The sequence below is a fragment of the Marinimicrobium sp. LS-A18 genome (assembly GCF_000463525.1).
Taxonomy (GTDB): Bacteria; Pseudomonadota; Gammaproteobacteria; order Pseudomonadales; family Cellvibrionaceae; genus Marinimicrobium; species Marinimicrobium koreense.
On record NZ_AWEP01000006.1, the window covers coordinates 926,656 to 944,053 of the forward strand.

Annotated in this window: 15 protein-coding genes; 6 read left to right on the top strand and 9 right to left on the bottom strand. The window is 57.8% G+C overall.

Translation table 11 applies throughout. From position 1 onward, the window contains the following. Positions 1-3 precede the first annotated feature (3 nt). The 4 genes from N645_RS0115060 to glpK all read left to right on the top strand — a co-directional run bounded on the left by N645_RS0115060 (position 4) and on the right by glpK (position 5,641). Complete coding sequence (locus N645_RS0115060) at positions 4-1,833, top strand: SLC13 family permease (protein ID WP_024462342.1); 1,830 nt, start codon at positions 4-6, stop codon at positions 1,831-1,833. 97 nt (positions 1,834-1,930) lie between these two features. After that, on the top strand, positions 1,931-2,770 hold the full coding sequence (locus tag N645_RS0115065; RefSeq protein ID WP_193744994.1) for a CLCA_X family protein: 840 nt from the start codon (positions 1,931-1,933) through the stop codon (positions 2,768-2,770). A gap of 37 nt (positions 2,771-2,807) precedes the next feature. Next, the gene (gene gabT / locus N645_RS0115070) at positions 2,808-4,085 is read left to right on the top strand and encodes a 4-aminobutyrate--2-oxoglutarate transaminase (protein ID WP_024462344.1); all 1,278 of its coding nucleotides are present in this window, start codon (positions 2,808-2,810) and stop codon (positions 4,083-4,085) included. A gap of 74 nt (positions 4,086-4,159) precedes the next feature. Continuing rightward, entirely contained in the window at positions 4,160-5,641 is a 1,482-nt protein-coding gene (glpK, locus tag N645_RS0115075) for a glycerol kinase GlpK (RefSeq protein ID WP_024462345.1), read from the top strand. A gap of 6 nt (positions 5,642-5,647) precedes the next feature. Here glpK and N645_RS0115080 read toward each other — a convergent pair whose 3' ends face one another. The 4 genes from N645_RS0115080 to N645_RS0115095 all read right to left on the bottom strand — a co-directional run bounded on the left by N645_RS0115080 (position 5,648) and on the right by N645_RS0115095 (position 10,975). Continuing rightward, positions 5,648-6,109 (bottom strand): hypothetical protein, encoded by a 462-nt coding sequence (locus N645_RS0115080; RefSeq protein ID WP_024462346.1) that lies wholly within the window; start codon positions 6,107-6,109, stop codon positions 5,648-5,650. 196 nt (positions 6,110-6,305) lie between these two features. Beyond that, positions 6,306-9,371 (bottom strand): endo-1,4-beta-xylanase, encoded by a 3,066-nt coding sequence (locus N645_RS17625; RefSeq protein WP_024462347.1) that lies wholly within the window; start codon positions 9,369-9,371, stop codon positions 6,306-6,308. 179 nt (positions 9,372-9,550) lie between these two features. Then, complete coding sequence (locus N645_RS0115090) at positions 9,551-10,723, bottom strand: AraC family transcriptional regulator (RefSeq protein WP_024462348.1); 1,173 nt, start codon at positions 10,721-10,723, stop codon at positions 9,551-9,553. A gap of 60 nt (positions 10,724-10,783) precedes the next feature. Continuing rightward, positions 10,784-10,975 carry a hypothetical protein gene (locus N645_RS0115095; protein WP_024462349.1) on the bottom strand — a complete coding sequence of 64 codons (192 nt, stop codon included), beginning with the start codon at positions 10,973-10,975 and terminating at the stop codon, positions 10,784-10,786. Between the two features lie 244 nt (positions 10,976-11,219). Here N645_RS0115095 and N645_RS0115100 point away from each other — a divergent pair, with 244 nt between their 5' ends. Beyond that, positions 11,220-11,603, top strand: a complete 384-nt coding sequence (locus N645_RS0115100; protein WP_081666219.1) for a PKD domain-containing protein — start codon at positions 11,220-11,222, stop codon at positions 11,601-11,603. Between the two features lie 35 nt (positions 11,604-11,638). Here N645_RS0115100 and map read toward each other — a convergent pair whose 3' ends face one another. Beyond that, positions 11,639-12,430: a type I methionyl aminopeptidase gene (gene map, locus N645_RS0115105; protein ID WP_024462351.1), complete on the bottom strand. Its 792-nt coding sequence runs from the start codon at positions 12,428-12,430 to the stop codon at positions 11,639-11,641. Beyond that, positions 12,427-13,611 (bottom strand): glycoside hydrolase family 88 protein, encoded by a 1,185-nt coding sequence (locus N645_RS0115110; protein ID WP_024462352.1) that lies wholly within the window; start codon positions 13,609-13,611, stop codon positions 12,427-12,429. Before N645_RS0115110 ends, map begins: the two co-directional genes overlap by 4 nt. Before the next feature lie 32 nt (positions 13,612-13,643). Between N645_RS0115110 and N645_RS18125 the strand changes: the two genes are divergently transcribed. After that, on the top strand, positions 13,644-13,874 hold the full coding sequence (locus N645_RS18125) for a hypothetical protein (RefSeq protein ID WP_152521732.1): 231 nt from the start codon (positions 13,644-13,646) through the stop codon (positions 13,872-13,874). A 78-nt stretch (positions 13,875-13,952) separates the two neighbouring features. Here N645_RS18125 and N645_RS0115120 read toward each other — a convergent pair whose 3' ends face one another. From N645_RS0115120 to N645_RS17630, 3 genes are all read right to left on the bottom strand, one after another. Then, positions 13,953-14,342 carry a Dabb family protein gene (locus tag N645_RS0115120; RefSeq protein ID WP_024462353.1) on the bottom strand — a complete coding sequence of 130 codons (390 nt, stop codon included), beginning with the start codon at positions 14,340-14,342 and terminating at the stop codon, positions 13,953-13,955. Positions 14,343-14,451: 109 nt separating this feature from the next. Further along, positions 14,452-15,933 carry an amidohydrolase family protein gene (locus tag N645_RS0115125; protein ID WP_024462354.1) on the bottom strand — a complete coding sequence of 494 codons (1,482 nt, stop codon included), beginning with the start codon at positions 15,931-15,933 and terminating at the stop codon, positions 14,452-14,454. Positions 15,934-16,219: 286 nt separating this feature from the next. After that, positions 16,220-17,386 carry a lipase family protein gene (locus tag N645_RS17630; RefSeq protein WP_024462355.1) on the bottom strand — a complete coding sequence of 389 codons (1,167 nt, stop codon included), beginning with the start codon at positions 17,384-17,386 and terminating at the stop codon, positions 16,220-16,222. Positions 17,387-17,398: the final 12 nt, after the last annotated feature.

A 17,398-nucleotide genomic window follows, 5' to 3' on the forward strand; every position in this document is an offset into this window, starting at 1 on the left:
TCAATGACCCTGGATCAAACGCTGATTCTCTCAATCCTGGCCGCCAGTATTGGCCTGTTCCTGTGGGGACGCTGGCGGCACGACATGGTGGCTCTGGCGGCGTTGCTGGCCTGTGTGTTCACCGGGTTGATTCCGGGGCAGGACGCGTTTGCCGGCTTTGGCCACGGTGCGGTGATTACGGTCGCCTGTGTTCTGGTTCTGAGCCGTGGATTGCAGTCCACCGGTGCCATTGATGTGCTTGCCCAAAAGCTCCTGCCCAAAAATGCGGGCCTGGCCATTGGCGCCGCCATGCTGACAGCCCTGGGCGCGTTTCTGTCTGCCTTCATGAATAATGTCGGGGCGCTCGCGCTATTGATGCCGGTAGCAATTCAACTGGCTCGCAAGCAGGAGGTTCCCCCTGGCGTGGTACTGATGCCGCTGGCGTTCGGCACCATATTGGGGGGTATGACCACCCTGATCGGGACACCCCCCAACCTGATTGTGTCCGGCTTCCGTGCAGACCTTGCGGGGGAGCCGTTCCGCATGTTCGATTACAGCCCGGTCGGGGCCCTGGTCGCCCTGACCGGGGTGGTGTTTATTACCGTCATCGGCTGGCGGTTGGTGCCCCGGCGCGAGCCGGCCGGTGCCGAAAGTTTTGACACCGGCCATTATCTCACCGAAGTGCGGGTGACCGAAAAGAACAAGGTTGTTGGTAAACCGTTGCGCGAGGCCGAAGATCTGCTCGACAACGATGAAGCACAGATCGTCGGGCTGGTACGCAATGACCTGAGAGTCCAGGCGCCCAATCCGGCCCGCGTGCTGCGGGCCGGGGATATCCTGGTTCTCGAGGCGGAGCCGGAGGCGCTGTCGGCGGTGCTCTCCAGCCTGGGCCTGGCGCTGGAAGAGGACGTCGAGACCGAGTCAGACGATGACGCAGAGCAAGCCTCAGCGACGACGTCCGACGACGAAGAGAGTGAGAAAGAGTCGGGGGATGACAGTGGCAGTGCTCTCCAGGAATGGGCCGCACTGCCCGGTTCAACGTTGCTCGGGCGCAGTGCCAGCGACATCCGGCTGCGGACCCGCTTTGGCATCAACCTGTTGGCCGTTTCCCGTCAGGGCAAGCGCTCGGTCAAGCGCCTGCGCTCCATTCGGGTCAGGGCCGGGGACGTGTTGTTGCTGCAGGGCTCAAGCGATGCGATCAGTGCCTTTGGCAGGGAATTTGGTTGTATTCCGTTGGCCGAACGCTCCATTGGTGTTCCCGATAAAGGCAAGGCCGCCCTGGGGGTGAGCATCATGGGGCTGGCCATTCTGGCCGCGGCCATTGGCTGGGTGCCCGCGGCAGTGGCGTTTGCCGCCGGGGTGCTCGGCTTTATGGTCAGTGGGGTACTGCCGATGCGCTCGATGTACGAAGCCATCGACTGGCCGGTGATTGTGTTGCTGGCCGCCATGATTCCGGTTGCCGGGGTCATGGCCTCGACCGGCGCGGCGGATTTACTGGCACAACTGCTGCTGGAAAATGTCGCCGGCGGCAATGCCATCGTGGCGGTGGTGCTGTTGATGGTCATCACCATGACCCTGTCCGATTTCATGAACAATGCGGCCACGGCGGCAGTCATGTGCCAGATCGCGATCAGCAGTGCCGCCGTGCTCAGCGTCAACCCCGATACCCTGCTGATGGCAGTGGCAATCGGTGCCTCCTGCTCCTTTCTCACGCCCATCGGACATCAAAACAACACCCTGATTCTCGGGCCGGGTGGTTTCCGCTTCGGGGATTATTGGCGGCTGGGCCTCCCCATGGAAATCATTGTGGTACTGGTGGGCACGCCGCTGCTGCTCTGGGTATGGCCCCTGTAGGCGCTGTGTCTCCCGTGGTAGTCAATCCGCTGCCGGGGTGGCGTTCACGGTCCTAAATGTCCATACTGGCCACCTGTTTCGCAGTATCACAAGGTTTATGGCATCTCCTCACGGGCGTGACACCCAATCCCCGACCGGCTCTGGCCTCATTCATCGCCGCTTCCATCGCCGGGGTCCGTCGCAGGAGGCTGGGGGCGCACGCCCCGCCGCCCCCTCCTTTCTGGATATTCGTCGCCGGTTCGCTTTTCGTGCCATCAGTATCGGCCGTTGGGTTACCGAAGCGGAGAAACAGCGCGCTGCCGGGCTGTTTTACGACGCTCTGTGCGATTTGATGGCTATACTCAAAGGACCGGAAGCGCTGATTTCGCTGCGTGGCACCCTGGCGTTGCAGTACGGGCAGGGCGGTCAGAGGGGCGTGGCGGCTCACTATGAGCCCGCGACCCACACCTTTGCCCTGGCCAAGAACGCCGGGCCGGGTAGCATTGCCCACGAATGGTTTCACGCCTTTGATCACTATATCTGCGACAAGGCGTTTGCGCCGGTTCCGGGTGCGAGCTTCGGGTCCAAGGCCTGGCTGGGGAATGCCGCCGGGCTCAGTCATCCGTTGAACGACCGGTTGCGTAACTGTTACCACTCTGTGCTATTGAATGAAGCCGGCACCGCTCCCAGCGAGCTGTTCGAGTGCTCTGCCGAGCAGGACAAGCGACTGGGAACGGTGTATTACGCGCTGCCCGAAGAGCTTTGTGCCCGGGCGTTTGAGGCCTACGTGCAGGACGCACCGATCAAAAACAGCTTCCTGGTCATGGGCACCCGGCAGACCGATGAGGCCCGGCTGGGGCTTTACCCACAGGGCCAGCAACGCGCGCGGGTAAACGCCGCGTTTCAGGACTATTTCACCCATCTTGGGCAGGCGCTCTACCGGTCTGCCGAGGCATAACATCACGCGCTGACCCAGCGCCAAAGGAGACGGAAACGTGAACAACAAATCGCTGAATGAACTGAAAGAACGCTATGTGGCGGCCGGCGCGGCCAGCCCCAACCCGAACTTCGCCGACCATGCACTGAATGCGGAACTGTGGGATGCCGATGGCAAACGCTTTATCGACTTTGCGGGCGGTATCGGTGTACTCAACATCGGCCACCGCCACCCGGCTGTGGTGGATGCGGTCAAAGGCCAGTTGGACAAGCTGATGCACACCTGTCAGACCGTGATGCCATATGAAGGTTACGTGAACGTCGCGCAGAAGCTGAGCGAGCACACCCCGGTACGGGGCCACGCCAAAGTGATGCTGGCCAACTCCGGCGCCGAAGCGCTGGAAAACGCCGTCAAAATTGCCCGGGCCGCCACCGGCCGCACCAACGTGATCTGCTTTGACGGTGGCTACCACGGCCGCACCTTCATGACCATGGCCATGAACGGCAAGGTCAACCCCTATCAGGGCGACTTCGGCCCCATGCCGGGCATGGTATTCCGCGCACCTTTCCCGGTGCCGTACCACGGCATGAGCGAAGAACAGGCGCTGCGTGGCCTGGAAATGACCCTGAAAACCGATTCCAGCCCCCAGCATACCGCGGCCATTTTTATCGAACCGGTACTCGGCGAAGGCGGTTTCTATGCCGCGCCGCCAAGCTTCCTCAAGGCCATCCGCAAAATCTGTGATGAGCACGGCATCCTGATGGTGGTGGATGAAGTGCAGAGCGGCTTTGGTCGCACCGGCAAACTGTTTGCGATCGAACACAGCGGCGTGGAGCCGGACATGATGACCATGGCCAAGAGCATGGCCGATGGCATGCCCATTTCCGCTGTGGTCGGTACGGACACCATCATGGACAGCTCCGGCCCCAACTCCCTCGGCGGCACCTACACCGGTAACCCTCTGGCCTGCGCCGCGGTAATGGCGGTGTTCGATGTCTTTGAAAAAGAAGACATCCTGGGTAAAAGCCAGCGGTTGGGCGACACCCTCGCCGCCCGTTTCGCACAGTGGGAGCAGAAGTTCCCGAACGTGGACAACGGCCGCAACCTGGGCGCCATGGCCGCGTTCGAGCTGGTGGACAGCAAAGAGAGCCGCAAGCCCCGTCCGGACCTGGCGGCGGAGCTGCTGAAGAAGACCAAGGAGAAGGGCCTGATTCTGCTCAGCTGCGGTATGCACGGCAATGCCATCCGCTTCCTGATGCCGGTCACCATTGAAGATGAGGTGCTGGAAGAAGGTCTGGCTATTGTGGAATCGGCACTGGCGGAGCTCTCTGCCTAAAGACCGGGGTTTTCTCCAAACCCCCGCTCCCGGGGTGCTATGCTTAGTGCACTTGCATAGACCCGGGAGCGACTATGTCTGATCTGATCCTCGCCATTGACCAGGGCACCACCAGCAGCCGTGCCATTGTGTTCGCCCCGGATGGGCGCATGGTGGCCAAGGCCCAGCAGGAATTTTCCCAGCACTTCCCCGACGACGGTTGGGTGGAGCACAATCCGGAAGAAATCTGGAAGGTCACCACTCAGGTCTGCCGCGACGCGCTCGACCAACTCTCCGACGACCAGCGCGTGCTGGGCATTGGCATCACCAATCAGCGGGAAACTACCGTGGTGTGGGATAAAACCACGGGGACGCCCACTTACCCGGCCATTGTCTGGCAGGACCGGCGTACCGCTGATCACTGTCGCAGGCTCGCCCGCGATGGGCTGGAGGATGACACCCGAGCACGCACCGGGCTGCTACTTGATCCCTATTTCTCCGCCACCAAAATCGCCTGGATTCTGGACAACGTGGAAGATGCCCGCGCCAAAGCCGAGCGCGGTGACCTGTTGTTCGGCACCATGGATACCTGGCTGATCTGGAAGTTTACCGGCGGCAAAGTCCACGCTACCGATGCCACCAACGCCTCCCGTACCCTGCTCTACAACATCAACGACCAGTGTTGGGACCCGGTGCTGTTGGAGCGGTTCGGCATTCCCGAGGCCATGTTGCCCGAGGTGCTCGATTGCGCCGCCGACTTCGGAACCGCGCTGGAGGGGCTCGATGGGATCGAGCTGCCCATTGCCGGGGTGGCAGGCGACCAACAGGCGGCGGTGGTCGGCCAGGCCTGCTTCGAGCCGGGGATGATCAAGAGCACCTACGGTACCGGCTGTTTTGCCCTGATGAACATTGGCGAGACCCCGCGCCTGTCCCAACATCGGCTGCTGACCACTATCGCCTACCGGTTTGACGGCAAGCCCGTATACGCGCTGGAAGGCGCGATTTTTGTGGCGGGGGCGGCCGTGCAGTGGCTGCGGGACAAGCTGGGTATTATCAAAAGCGCCGAGGAAACTGAAGCCCTGGCGGAGAGCCTGAGCTCCAACCGGGGTGTGTATCTGGTGCCGGCCTTCACCGGACTGGGGGCGCCGCACTGGGAGCCGGACGCCCGCGCACTGATTTGTGGCCTCACCCGCGACAGTGGCCGCGCCGAGCTGGCACGCGCGGCACTGGAAGCGGTGTGTTATCAGACTCGGGATCTGTTCAAAGCCATGGAAGAGGATGCCGGTGAGCGGCCCGAAACCCTGCGGGTGGACGGCGGCATGGTGGCCAATAACTGGCTGCTACAGGCCTTGGCTGACATTGTGCACGTACCGGTGGAACGTCCGGACATCATTGAAACCACGGCGCTCGGGGCCGCTCGTCTGGCCGGGTTACAGCTCGGCCTGTTCGGGGATCTGAACGACCTGGCTCAGCACTGGAGCCTGGACCGACGCTGCGAACCCCAGTTGGGTGATCAGGAGCGCGATGCGATGCTCAAAGGCTGGGAGGTCGCCATCGAGCGCGCGCGGAACGGGTGAGTCGGCTCAGGACGTGCGAAGTGCCGCCACCTGCTTGCGGGTGTCCATCGGAAGGCGAGCGATAGTGGCCCGCAACCACAGAAAACTTGGGAACTGGAAGTAGCCCAGCAGGTATTGGCCGGATTGCTTCAGCCCCTTCTGTGCCTGGATCAGTCGCTCTTGCTGCTCTTTGGCTTCGCCTTTGTTGCGCAGCCGAATGATTTTTACCGCCTGGGTCACAAAACGGTTTTTCTGCTGACGGGCCCATTCACTGCGCACCACCAGCTCGTCCGCTTCATTGATCAAGTCCAGGTGCAGCTTGAGTTTGCCGGTCATTTTGTCCAGCGGCTTGAGGTCATCGGTTTCCAGGTAGCGTTGCACGCTGGCAATCGCATTACACACATTCCGGGAGTCCCGGCTTCGGTAGAGGCTGGCGGTTACCACCACGCCCAGAAAGGCGCCGATCAAAAACGCAAAGAGTGTTCCCATGGTCGATACCCTCGGTGGTCAAATACATCACGGTCAACGACCTCGGAGTGTGCACTGGAAGTGGCCTTGAAACTGCGTCAAAATACACACCTTGCGCATTTCCCACGGGAAAAATTCGAAAACTGTTACTCAGTTCAAAGTCCGGGTGAGAAGCTATGCGCCCTGAGAGTCCCTTCCCGGGGCGATGGTGGTGAGGTCAGCGACCCAGGTAGTCCATAAGCCAGGTCATGGCCGGGCGGGGCGTGCCGTTATCGTAAATCAGGCCGCTGCCTTCGACCCAGGTGCGATCGACCACATAGCCCCACAAAGTGATGCCGACCACCGAGGGATGGTTGTAGAACAGAGGGAACTGCTCCTGCATGATCTGCAGCTGCGCCTGATCACTGGTTTCCGCGATGTCGTATTCGGAAATGTAAATCGGCAAGCCCAGATCGGCCACGCGGTTCAGGTTGGCTTCCAAATCACTCAAGGACCAGCTTTCCAGTCCGTGCGCCTGCAATCCCAGGGCGTCCACCACACCAGCTTCCGCCGCGGGGCGGGCCATCTCGATGAACTCGGCATTGTTCCAGCTCAACACGTTGTAGTCGTTCAGGATCAGAATGGAGTCCGGGCAATACTGCCGCGCGAGTTCAAACACCCGGATGATCCAGTCACTGCCAAAGGCGCGCTCCGCGTAACCGGCCGGGGCGTGTCCGGGGGTGGACTCGTTGACCACGTCGATCATCGCGGTCTCCGGGTAGCGCTGGCAGTAGTCGCGAATCCACTCCTCGATTTCTTCCGCCTGTTCGGCCGGGCTCAGTGAGTCGATCCAACTGGGGTACTGACTACCCCACACCAGCGTGTGGGCCTTGAAGGGGATGCCGTTCTGCTGGGCGTACTGGTAAGCCTGATCCTGGCCACTCCAGTTGTACACATCGCGGGAGGTTTCTACCGAGCCCCATTTGCCCTCGTTCTCCGGAGTGATCTGGTCCCAGTACTGTACAAAGTCTGAGCGGACGTTGCCGGAGGTTGTGATATTGCCGACGAAAAAGTCGTGGTCGATCACACCCCCGTTACCACCATCCTGAGTCTCACCGATGACCGAGAAATCATCGGCGTAGTAGCTGACCGCCCCATCATCGGACTCGATAATGAAATGCTCAAAGGGCGTCCCGCTTTGAGTGTAGGTGCCGCTGAGCTCGACCCAGCCGGAGGCGGAACCGGTCGCTTCGGCGACCCGGCTATACTCCTCGTAGGTGGAAGAATCTGAATCGTCCTCCCGCTTGGCGGTGAGATAAAGTGTCGCGTCGGCGGCACCCGCAGCCAGCTTCACCCAGACAGATACGTCATACTCGGCGCCATTGCTCAGCGCCGACGGCGAGAACGTCAAGCCGTGCCAGGTGTCGCTACGGTTGCTGATCAGCGCACTGGCGGAGCCGCTGCGGGACTGGTCCGTGCTGCGGCTCAGGTCCCCGGCTGTGGTGGACCAGTTGCTCAGGCCTGATTCTACTCCGCCGTTGCTGGCGAGGTTGTCGCCATTTTGGCTCGATGTGCTGCTCGACTCGCTGGCACTGGAAGATTGGCTGCTGGAAGAGGACGATGTGGGCGGCGGATTGGTGCGGTCCGCACAGAAGCCGATGCTGGCATCGCTCTGGCCGGGCTGCAGGGTGTTGTTCCAGCCTGCGCCGGAGACATTGAGCAAGTCGCCATTTTGGCTCCAGGTACCGTTCCACAGGTTGGTGATGCTGCCCTCGGTCTCGATGCTCAGGCTCCACTCCACCGGTGCGCTGGTGTTGTTGGTGACTGTCAGCGCTGCGCAGTAGCCTCCACCCCAGTCGTTGGTGATCTCGATGCTGCCGGCCACATTGCTGTCATTGTTCCCATCGGAGGAACTGCTTTGGGAGCTGCTGGAGCTGTCGCTGCTGGACGAACCATTGCCGGAGCCGCCGGTGAATCGGTACCAGTTCAGGTTGTGGCCGGCTGTGGAGCGCAGGTACACATCGTGCACGCCGGTCACTTCCGTGAAATCAACCGACTGGGTTTGCCAGTTCTGCCAGCCGCCGGTGTTACTCACCTGCAAGGTGGCGATGGGTTGACTGTTGATATCATCAAGCAGAATTTCCAAGCTGGAGTCGATATTGGCCGCCACTCGGGCGTCCAATCCGGTGGCGCCGGGGCCAAAATCAACGCCGGTTATTTTCACCCAATCACCCGGCCCCATTTCCAGGTTGAGAGTCCCTTCGCTGGCTGGAGCGGTTTCAATGCCGTTTTCGTTGTCAAAGGTCTCCGCCTGATTGATAGCGAAAGCGTCGACGTATTTCAGTTGTGGTACACCGCCAGGCCCGGCATTGACCGGCTGCATGGAGCCGTCGCCGCCAAAGGACAGTAAGTCGACGTTGATGGAGCGTTGGTAAGTGCTGTCGCCGCGCTCATTGGAGACCGCGCGATTGTGGTAGAACATGTACCACTGCCCTTCAAACTCCACGGCTGACTGGTGGTTATTGTTGTTATTGTTTTCCCAGGGATTGGGCAGTACCGTGCCGCGATGGACAAAGCCGGTGGTGGGGTTGTCGCTGGTCATATAATCAATGGCCAGCCCGCCAGCGGTATCGGTGGAGTAGGTGAGATAATAGGTGCCGTTGCGCTTGTTCATCGACAGCGCTTCAAAGAAATTCGGGGCATCAATGCTGATCGCCGATCCACTGGTGCTGATCATGTCGTTGTTCAGCCGAATCACCCGGGCATTACCCGGACCACCGCCGCCAAAGTACAGATAGGCTTGACCGTCATCGTCGATAAATACGCCGGGGTCGAACACCCAGTCGACGTTGCCGTTGGGGGTGTTTCGGTCCACCAGTGGGCCCCCGATCGGGTCGGTGTAAGGCCCTTCGGGGTTGTCGGCCACCGCGACACCAATGGCGTTGGCGCCGTCGGGGAAATAGAGGTAATACCGGCCGTTGCGCTCAATAAAATCCGGCGCGTAGGCAAGGTTTGCCCAAGATGTATCCGTGCGCGAGTTCCAGATGATGCCGTGATCCTGCCAGTTCACCATGTCGTCGGAGGAGAACAGATAGTAATCCACCAACTGACTGTAGTCGGACTGATCGTCCTGGTCGTGGGTGACGACCACGTACACGCGCCCATCAATCACCCGCGCCGCCGGGTCGGCCGTGTAAACGTGGGAGACCAGCGGGTTATCACCGTGGCTGATCAGTGGTGTCATCAGAAGACACAGGGGAATAAACAGCCGCAGCCAATGGCCTGCGTTCGCTAAGTGGTTCATGATTAGCCTCACTATGGTTATTCTTGAAAAGGATTGTCCGGAGCAGAGCCCGGACCGAAAGCATAGGAAGGCAAACACGCGGAAACTGGCACAATCCCGCAATTTTGTGAGAGGTTGCAGTAATTAACAGAATTCCTTTCAATTTTGAAAGGAAACATCCGCCATGAAGAGAGGTGAGACTAGTCCGGCTGTTCTTCGGGATTCTTTGGGCGACACAGGCTCTGAAAGGTTTTGGGTGGGCAGCCGTACTCTTCTTTGAACAACTTGTTGAAATAGGAGACGTTGTTATAACCCACGCAGTACGCCACCTGGGAAATGTTGGCGCCAGAGTTTTCGGATAACAGGCGTGCCGCTTCGGTCAAACGCAGCCGCTTCAGGTAAGCGGTAAAGGTCAGGCCCAACTCTTCTTTCAGAATTTCGTTGACCTTGGTGCGGTTGATGCCAAGCGTCGCGGCGGTGGAGTCCAGTGTCAGCTCGGAGTTGGCGTACTCCGTGGCGATATGGCGCAGAAGGGCGCTTTTGTCTTTGTCTTTCTGGGGTTCGATGGACAACTTCTTGTAGGCAATCAGAGGTTGATCCCGCTTTATTTTTTCTTTCAGTACGGCGGTTTTTACCGAAATGTACGCGCGCGTTACCCACGCGAGGAAGAGCGCCCACAGGGTCAGGCTGACGCCCACACTGGCGTATAGATAACCGGGCCGGCTGCCAATCAGGTTCAGCTCGTCGATGCGGACCTGGGACAGGACATCGACAGGACTTTGTAGGGAGTTGATGAATGCCAGACCCATGGTTTTGTCCTGGCGGTAACCTCGCTCGCTCAGTTCAAGACCATAGCGATCCAGCCACCAGTCAGGCGTGATCAGCTCTTTCAGTTCCAGGGTAACGACTTCCCAGCGGTTATCGCAGGAAAATGCGGTGGACGAGACTCGTCGGGTATCTTGGTGAAGCGGATCGGTGACCTGGTCGTCATAGCTGAACAGCGCAAATAACAAGACGTTACGCGGTGCGCACAAGACCCGGAACGAGATGCTGTGATAACCGGTCAGATCCACCATGTGATGGGCCTGCTCCGGCTTGATGAAGTACAGGGAGAAATGGGTGTACGGAAATGACTCCTCAGGATCCAGCATAAACTCGTAGTCAAGTGTGCCAGCCTTACTCTTGATCGATAGCCAGGTGTCTCCGGTGGGGTTGCGGGGTTCTATCGCCGGTGCCCACAGGTACCCGTCGTCATCGGCTGGGAAGAGTGAGGTATTCAGTTGCGACTTGGCATAGCCGCTATAGATGATTGTCGCAGTGGCCGCCAGCAGTACCAGAAAGGCTGCCATGGATCGCCGGTAAAACGTCAGCATGGTCGAGTCATTTTATGAGTTTTTGGTCGAATCTGGTCTATTGTACTATAAGTTATCGGTCTATTGCTCGTCCTCGATCATCTCCCGCTGACGGCGGTACTCCTCATACTCTCCGGTAATCTGGGACAGGCAGCGCTCCCGTTGCCCGCTCGGCATCTGATTGCACTCGTTGATCTGCCCCTGGCGAATACCGTCATACACACCGCGCTCGGTGAAGGTGCAGCCTGCAAGGCCCAGCGCAAGCAGGGTCATCCCGGCGATCTTGAAAAGTCTGATGGATATCACAAAGCATTTCCTCTCGGTCTGTTTGTTGCTGGATAAAACTCACCGATTTTTCACCCGTATTGTGCACAATTTATTGGTAGAGCGCATAAGGTGATGGTTCCGCACAATTTCTGTGGAGCTCATCACGATATTACCCCGTGTTTTTAACTAGCATTGACGAAGCTGCCGTGCGTTTTGGCTTGCCCGTCACGTTCCTCAGGAGGAATGCACCATGCCAATAATAGTCCGCTTGTGCCTTTGCCTGTTGGCTGCCCCCGCCCTGGTCTACGCCGGATCGCCCCAAAGTGACGTAAGCCTGTCGGGCGATCAATTTGATTGCCTGATCAATCCGGCCGTCAGCGGGCTGGTGTCGTGTTTGCCGCCCGAAGATCATACCGCTCAAGGCTACCGCTGGGATATGGGCGATGGCGCTGTGTATACCAGCGATGGCACCGAGCCCTATATCTACCACACTTACAGTAAGCCCGGTGAGTATACCGTGACGCTGACGATCAACCGAGGCCAAACCAGCGCCCATTCGGAGACTGTGCTGTCCATACCGGAGCCGCTGGACGACGATATTTCACGTCAGCTGGCCAGAGGCCACCTCCGGTAAACGGGTCAGATCAGTGACACCTATATCGTGCCTGGCTAATGGGTAGCCTGGGGTTGAATTCGTTCTTCGTCCCTCAGCGTTAACACCTCATACCCATCGGCCGTCACCGCGATCGTATGCTCCCACTGGGCGGATAATTTCTTATCCGCCGTTACCACGGTCCAGCCATCGCGTTTGGTTTTCACTTTCGCCTTGCCCTGATTGATCATGGGCTCAATAGTGAATGTCATGCCTTCCTTCAAAGCCAGGCCTTTGCCGGGCACACCAAAATGCAGTACCTGTGGGCCTTCATGCATTTCCTGGCCGATACCATGGCCGCAGTAGTCTCGGACCACGGAATATCCCTTGTCCCGTGCATGCTGTTGAATGGCATGGCCAATATCACCCAGTGTCGCACCAGGCTTGACCGCCTGAATGCCTTTCCACATGGCCTGGTAGGTTTCATCCACCAGCCGTCTGGCGATGGGAGAGACGTCGCCAATCAGGTACATCTTGCTGGAATCCGCGATATAGCCGTTCTTCTCCAGCGTGATATCGACGTTGACGATATCCCCGGCTTTCAGCTTGTGTGTCTCCGAGGGCATGCCATGGCAAACGACCTGATTCACCGATGTATTGAGCACATACGGAAAGCCGTACTGGCCTTTACTGGCCGGCCGGGCATTCAGCTTATCCACAATAAACGCTTCGGCCAGGTCGTTGATCTCCATGGTGGAGAGCCCTTCTTTGATCAGCGGGTCAAGATGGGCAAACACGGACGCCAGCAGGCGCCCGGATTCGCGCATCAGGGCGAGTTCCTCTGCGGACTTGATGTGAACATCACTCACGGGCGAGCCCTTTCAGTTTCATCTTGGTTGGCATTCTGCACCAATCGATACATCTCAGAGGCGGCCAACAGAAAGGCGCCCACGCCAAAGTTGGCAGTGGATTCGGCGTCGACAACCTGGCCGGGAATGGCTCGCTCACCAATGGGTTGGATATAGCCGATCATGCCGCTCTCTTGTAGCGCGGTCTCGGTCAAGTACCGCCATGCGTTCAACGCGACAGGCAAGTAAGTATTTCGATCGAGTAGGCCATTGTTTATGCCCCACAGGTAGCCGTAGGTAAAAAAGGCCGTGCCGCTGGTTTCATACCCGGGAGCGTGCTCCGGGTCGAGCAGGCTGCGCGTCCAGTAGCCACCGGGCTGCTGCGCATCGGCCAGGGTGGCGGCCATTTTCTGATAATCCGCCAGATATTCATCCCGATGCCTATGGTCCTCGGGCAGGTCCGCCAGCACCTTGGCCAAGCCGGCAAAGACCCAGCCGTCGCCTCGTGCCCAGAAGTCCTTTTGGCCATTCAGACTTTTATGCTCAGGGTAAACGTATTTGGCATCGCGAAAGAACAGGCCGGTTTCTTCGTCGTACATGATGCGTTTGGCATAGGAGTAGTATTCGTGAAGCTTCTCCAGATAGAGTTCGTCCCCCGTTACCTGGTAGAGCTTGGTCATGACCGGCATCACCATATAAAGGCCGTCGGCCCACCACCAGTAGTCATCCGCATCGGTGGCCATCTGGTATTCCATGACCTCGATCGCGCGCGCAATCTTTTCGCGATCTCCGGTGATTTCATAAAGGTCGATGTAGGTCTGAAAGCAGATCTGCCAATCACCAAATAGCACAAACTCGTCGGTTTCCCCGTAGCTGTATTTCCACTCTGAAGGCTGGTTTGATTTCGCGCCCATCCACTCGTTCTGCTCGCCCCAGCGCAGCGAATAATCAAGGTAGTCCTGATTGCCCGTCACGAAATAGGCTTCCATGTTGCCAGTGTGGTAAGCCGCGTGTTCCCAGAAAGCCCAGCCGGGGTCCGGATGCTCTGACTGCCAGTAATCATTGGCACGGGTAAGCTGTTCCAGTACGACCTCGGTGTCCGGCAGAACATGAGTAAGACGGTCGTCGTGAGTTGTACAGGCGTTCAGGAGGAGCAGTGCAGCAAGCGCAATAAGAAAATTGCGAAGAGGATAAAAGTTCATGCGATATCCATTCTGGTTGATCAGTGGTTGTAATGTCTGATTATATTGATTACGCTCATCTTAATTGTATTACAAAAAGGACGCAAATAATGATTGGTACACCTGGTGCGCTCGCCATCGTCGCTCTGTTGATTAAGTTGGGTTTAATTGTAGGGCTTGCTGTTGCCGTAGTAATGGCAGTGCGAGCTTTACGCAAAAGCGCTCGTGAGCAGGCGAGAATTGCGGATCAGCTAGAGGAAATCCAGCGCGAACTGAAGAGATAGCTACCTCCCTTCAGGTTCGCGGCTTGAATAACGCTACGCTGGCGCTTGAAGATGTTCTTTGGCAAAGGTAATAATTATTCACTCTTTGATTGAATAATCAATCACAAATACATCCTCAAGAATGTCGAGTTCTTCCATCAGCGACACGAATTTTTTGTGTTCCGGGTGTGGCAGGTACTCGTCTCTGGCTTCTGCGTCGTCGAAGGTGACAACATAAACGTGGGTAAATCCTTTGTTCAAGCCTTCCGGGCTGTTATTGACGCCGTCTTCATAGGAGACGATTCCGGGGATTTTATTTTGTAACGCACGGAAGGCGCTGGTTACCTGATGGATATCGCTCTCGGCTGCCCCTTCTTTATATTTGAAGGCAACAATATGCCGCACTGGGTCCTCGGCGGCATGAGCTGTGCTCACTGCGGCGAGCATGGAGAAAATGGCGAAAGCGAGGAATCGGACGTTCTTTTTCATGGTGTTGACCTTTTTGTTGGGGGCATCATGTCTGGCAAGACCTAAGGTAGATCTGCCAATTTATCATATAAATTAATGATGACATCCCAGGCGAAGCCGCGCAAGCCCATCAGGTGGCCCGGCCACCACTCCACCGCATCAGGTTCAGAAATTCGCGACGCGTCTTGGGACCATTGGTGCGGTAGTGGGGATCCGGGTGCTCGCGGTAGTGGGCTCGGGCCAGAGAGATGTTGTCTTTGCCGACCAACTGGCGAATCAGCGACTCGTCAATCTCATAGGGTACCAGGGCATTGAGGCCAAAGATCTTGCGCTTGATCTCCGGTGTCAGCCCCTGGTAGCCGTGTTTTTCCCGTACTGCTTCGGCAATCTGGAAGGTACGGAACGCCTGAATCTGGTCCTGGGGCGAGCCGTACCAGATAGAGTCGGTGCCCCAGAGCACATTGTCTTCCCCCAGGTATTTGATCAACTTGCCGAGCGTATGCGCGGCGGAGTCGGGGTCGCGCATCAGAAACCGCCAGGTGGAGCCCAGTTCAGCGTAGACGTTGGAGTGTCTGCCAAGGTCGTTCTCGACCACCGTCTTGATCAAGGAGTCGACGCCTTCGTTCCGGCCGGGATCATAGGGCCCCTCGGCCTGCCCGGGCACAAACCCAGAGTGATAGACCAGAAACTTCAGATCGGGATAGCGCTTGGCGACCCGACCAATGTCGTCGCAGAGGGAGTGCTCATAGGACTGGGGTCCGAAAGGAATGCCCTTGTGAATGACGATGATTTTCACGCCCAGTTTGCGCGCTTTCTCCAGAAAGGGAATACCGGTGTCGTCATCATCCAGCCAGTAGCCCTTGCCGTCCGGTCCCCACTGGGTATAGGTCTTCCAGGCCACCACGCCGAATTCTTCCTTCAGCCGGTCCATGTCCTCCAGGTCACCGTCCTGATTCGGATTGACCCGTCCGTGCAGAAACAGGCGGTGACGGTTGTCTTTCATCTGATTGACAATCGATCGCGCGGCGGACGCTTCCTCAATGGTGAGTGGCTCCTCGTCCCGCTTTGAGGGCACAAAGGAAAGCACCATCAGGTCGGTGTCGGAATCCATGAACACATCCTGGATAAACGCATCCGGGCCCAGGCACTGCAGATAAGAGCGGTCCTCCTTGCCGGTGGCCAGGGCGCAGCCGGCCTGCTCCATGCCGGACAGCGGCCGGGCATCCTCCGGTATCTTGTCCAGCCAGGCCCCGGTGGGATTCACGAAATGGCCCTGTACGTCGAAGATGAATTCATCCCCCTCCAATGCATCGGCGGCGGCATCCTTATCTAGTCCGGCCTCAGAGGCCAGGGAATAGAAACCCGCCCCACGCCCGGCCGCCGCCTGAACCGCATTGAACGCCAACAGGGTGGTTGCCGCGCCGCAGGCGGACACCAGCAGCTCACGCCGGCTGACACCCAATCGGTGCGCGTTGGCAGAAGCCGCTTCGTGCGCCATGCGATTGGCCAGCTTGCTCGTCTTATCCAGCGGGATGGGCACATACTCTCCATTACTGGTGCTGTCCAGCTTGATGGGCAGGCGCGTGCCCTCGGGATCGTGAACAAATTTCATGGTTGGCTCCTGATTTCAGGAATTAGGAACAACTTGCCCGTGGTGGGGCCGGAAGGAACGGGGGGTAACTAGAAGGTATAGACGGGCGGAGAGCGGTTTTCAAGCGGATGGGCTGAAGAAGGAAATAGGTGCCATGCAGACGATGAAACTGTAAGCGTCGCGGCGGGAGATTGCTAAAGATTCAAAGTTCATCCAAGGGCCGGAGCCGGCCCTTGGATATGGAAGCGATTAAAGCGAATGAGTATTCTGAATTGCAACTACGGCGAGTAGTGCTGCACGGCTTCTGTTATCGCGGACCGGTGATTTGTCTAATCGCTTGCTGAGCATGGTAAGTTATTCGCTCAATTAAACGAATTAGCACTTTTCGCATGAATGCTTGGGTTAGTTCCTTGGTGGTTTCAATTACAGGCATACCCAGAACACGCATGATTTTTTTCAACAAGCGGACTACCCAGAAGCTGACATCCTTTGACGTATCTGCACCGGTTTTAAGAGCCCAGGCAATTTTGTCTGCGAGAGAATGCAAACCAATAAATGTGGCTTGCGCAACTACCAGTCCTCCCAGTAAAACTTTGCGTAATACCCAGATAGTAGCGGCGTTCAACCAATCCCATATGGTTGGATCGGCGGCGTTGGGTTGATGGTCAGAACGGAGCCATTGCTCAATGATATGATCAATCTGAAACGGCGCTAGAGGTCCCTGGAGCGACGCCCACGTGGATTCTTTTACCGCGTTCCGATAACCCTTGATATCATGGGCCTCAGCGGAAACAATGCTTTGGGATGAGTAGAGTTGGTATCCAGTATCGGAAACCGGCGTATGGGTATAGGGAAAGACCGGAATCATGGGGACCGGGTCAGTTTTGTGGTACACCCGATAGATATTTTGCTCCTTGAGCCGGATTCCCGCTTTTCTGGCGAACCAGAAACCACCGACGCGCGGAGCACCGTAGGAGTACAGTGTGACTTTTCTTCCATAGTTTTTCTTGGCCCAGTCTGCGGCTAAGTTGGCGACCGCACCGCCAAGGCTATGCCCGAGAATATGGATGGTGGTCTTAGACGTTACGTTTTGGTGTAGAAATTGTCGAATATCACCAAGAAGGCTCCGAAATATCTGATTGAAACCAATATGCACAGGTAACCCGGTTTGGGAGAATTCAAGCCCGATCCGGGAATTGCTGATCCAGTCCGCACTTTTGTTGGCGTTGGTGGAGCCTCTGAAGATCAGAAAGACGTCTTCTTTGAACCGACCGCTGCCTTTGGCGCAGACGGCGAAGGCGTCTTTGGCCGCCCTGATGAACCTACCGCCTACGTTGGCATTCATGGACGTCTTACGTTCGGCGTCGATGGAAAATAGAGGGTCATTCAGTAGTGCGCCCACAGTCAGCTCGTCCTGAACCAGATAGACCCGAGTAGCGAGATTTGAAGACTCAAACGGTGTTAGGGTAGGCATTAGTCATTCCTT

Excerpts from the sequence above, each read along its gene's own strand:
- N645_RS17630 (WP_024462355.1), bottom strand. The coding sequence starts at position 17,386 with ATGCCTACCCTAACACCGTTTGAGTCTTCAAATCTCGCTACTCGGGTC.
- N645_RS0115125 (WP_024462354.1), bottom strand. The coding sequence starts at position 15,933 with ATGAAATTTGTTCACGATCCCGAGGGCACGCGCCTGCCCATCAAGCTG.
- N645_RS0115080 (WP_024462346.1), bottom strand. The coding sequence starts at position 6,109 with ATGGGAACACTCTTTGCGTTTTTGATCGGCGCCTTTCTGGGCGTGGTG.
- N645_RS0115095 (WP_024462349.1), bottom strand. The coding sequence starts at position 10,975 with ATGACCCTGCTTGCGCTGGGCCTTGCAGGCTGCACCTTCACCGAGCGC.
- N645_RS0115120 (WP_024462353.1), bottom strand. The coding sequence starts at position 14,342 with ATGAAAAAGAACGTCCGATTCCTCGCTTTCGCCATTTTCTCCATGCTC.
- glpK (WP_024462345.1), top strand. The coding sequence starts at position 4,160 with ATGTCTGATCTGATCCTCGCCATTGACCAGGGCACCACCAGCAGCCGT.
- N645_RS0115065 (WP_193744994.1), top strand. The coding sequence starts at position 1,931 with ATGGCATCTCCTCACGGGCGTGACACCCAATCCCCGACCGGCTCTGGC.
- N645_RS0115110 (WP_024462352.1), bottom strand. The coding sequence starts at position 13,611 with ATGAACTTTTATCCTCTTCGCAATTTTCTTATTGCGCTTGCTGCACTG.
- N645_RS17625 (WP_024462347.1), bottom strand. The coding sequence starts at position 9,371 with ATGAACCACTTAGCGAACGCAGGCCATTGGCTGCGGCTGTTTATTCCC.
- N645_RS0115100 (WP_081666219.1), top strand. The coding sequence starts at position 11,220 with ATGCCAATAATAGTCCGCTTGTGCCTTTGCCTGTTGGCTGCCCCCGCC.
- N645_RS18125 (WP_152521732.1), top strand. The coding sequence starts at position 13,644 with ATGTCTGATTATATTGATTACGCTCATCTTAATTGTATTACAAAAAGG.
- N645_RS0115060 (WP_024462342.1), top strand. The coding sequence starts at position 4 with ATGACCCTGGATCAAACGCTGATTCTCTCAATCCTGGCCGCCAGTATT.
- N645_RS0115090 (WP_024462348.1), bottom strand. The coding sequence starts at position 10,723 with ATGCTGACGTTTTACCGGCGATCCATGGCAGCCTTTCTGGTACTGCTG.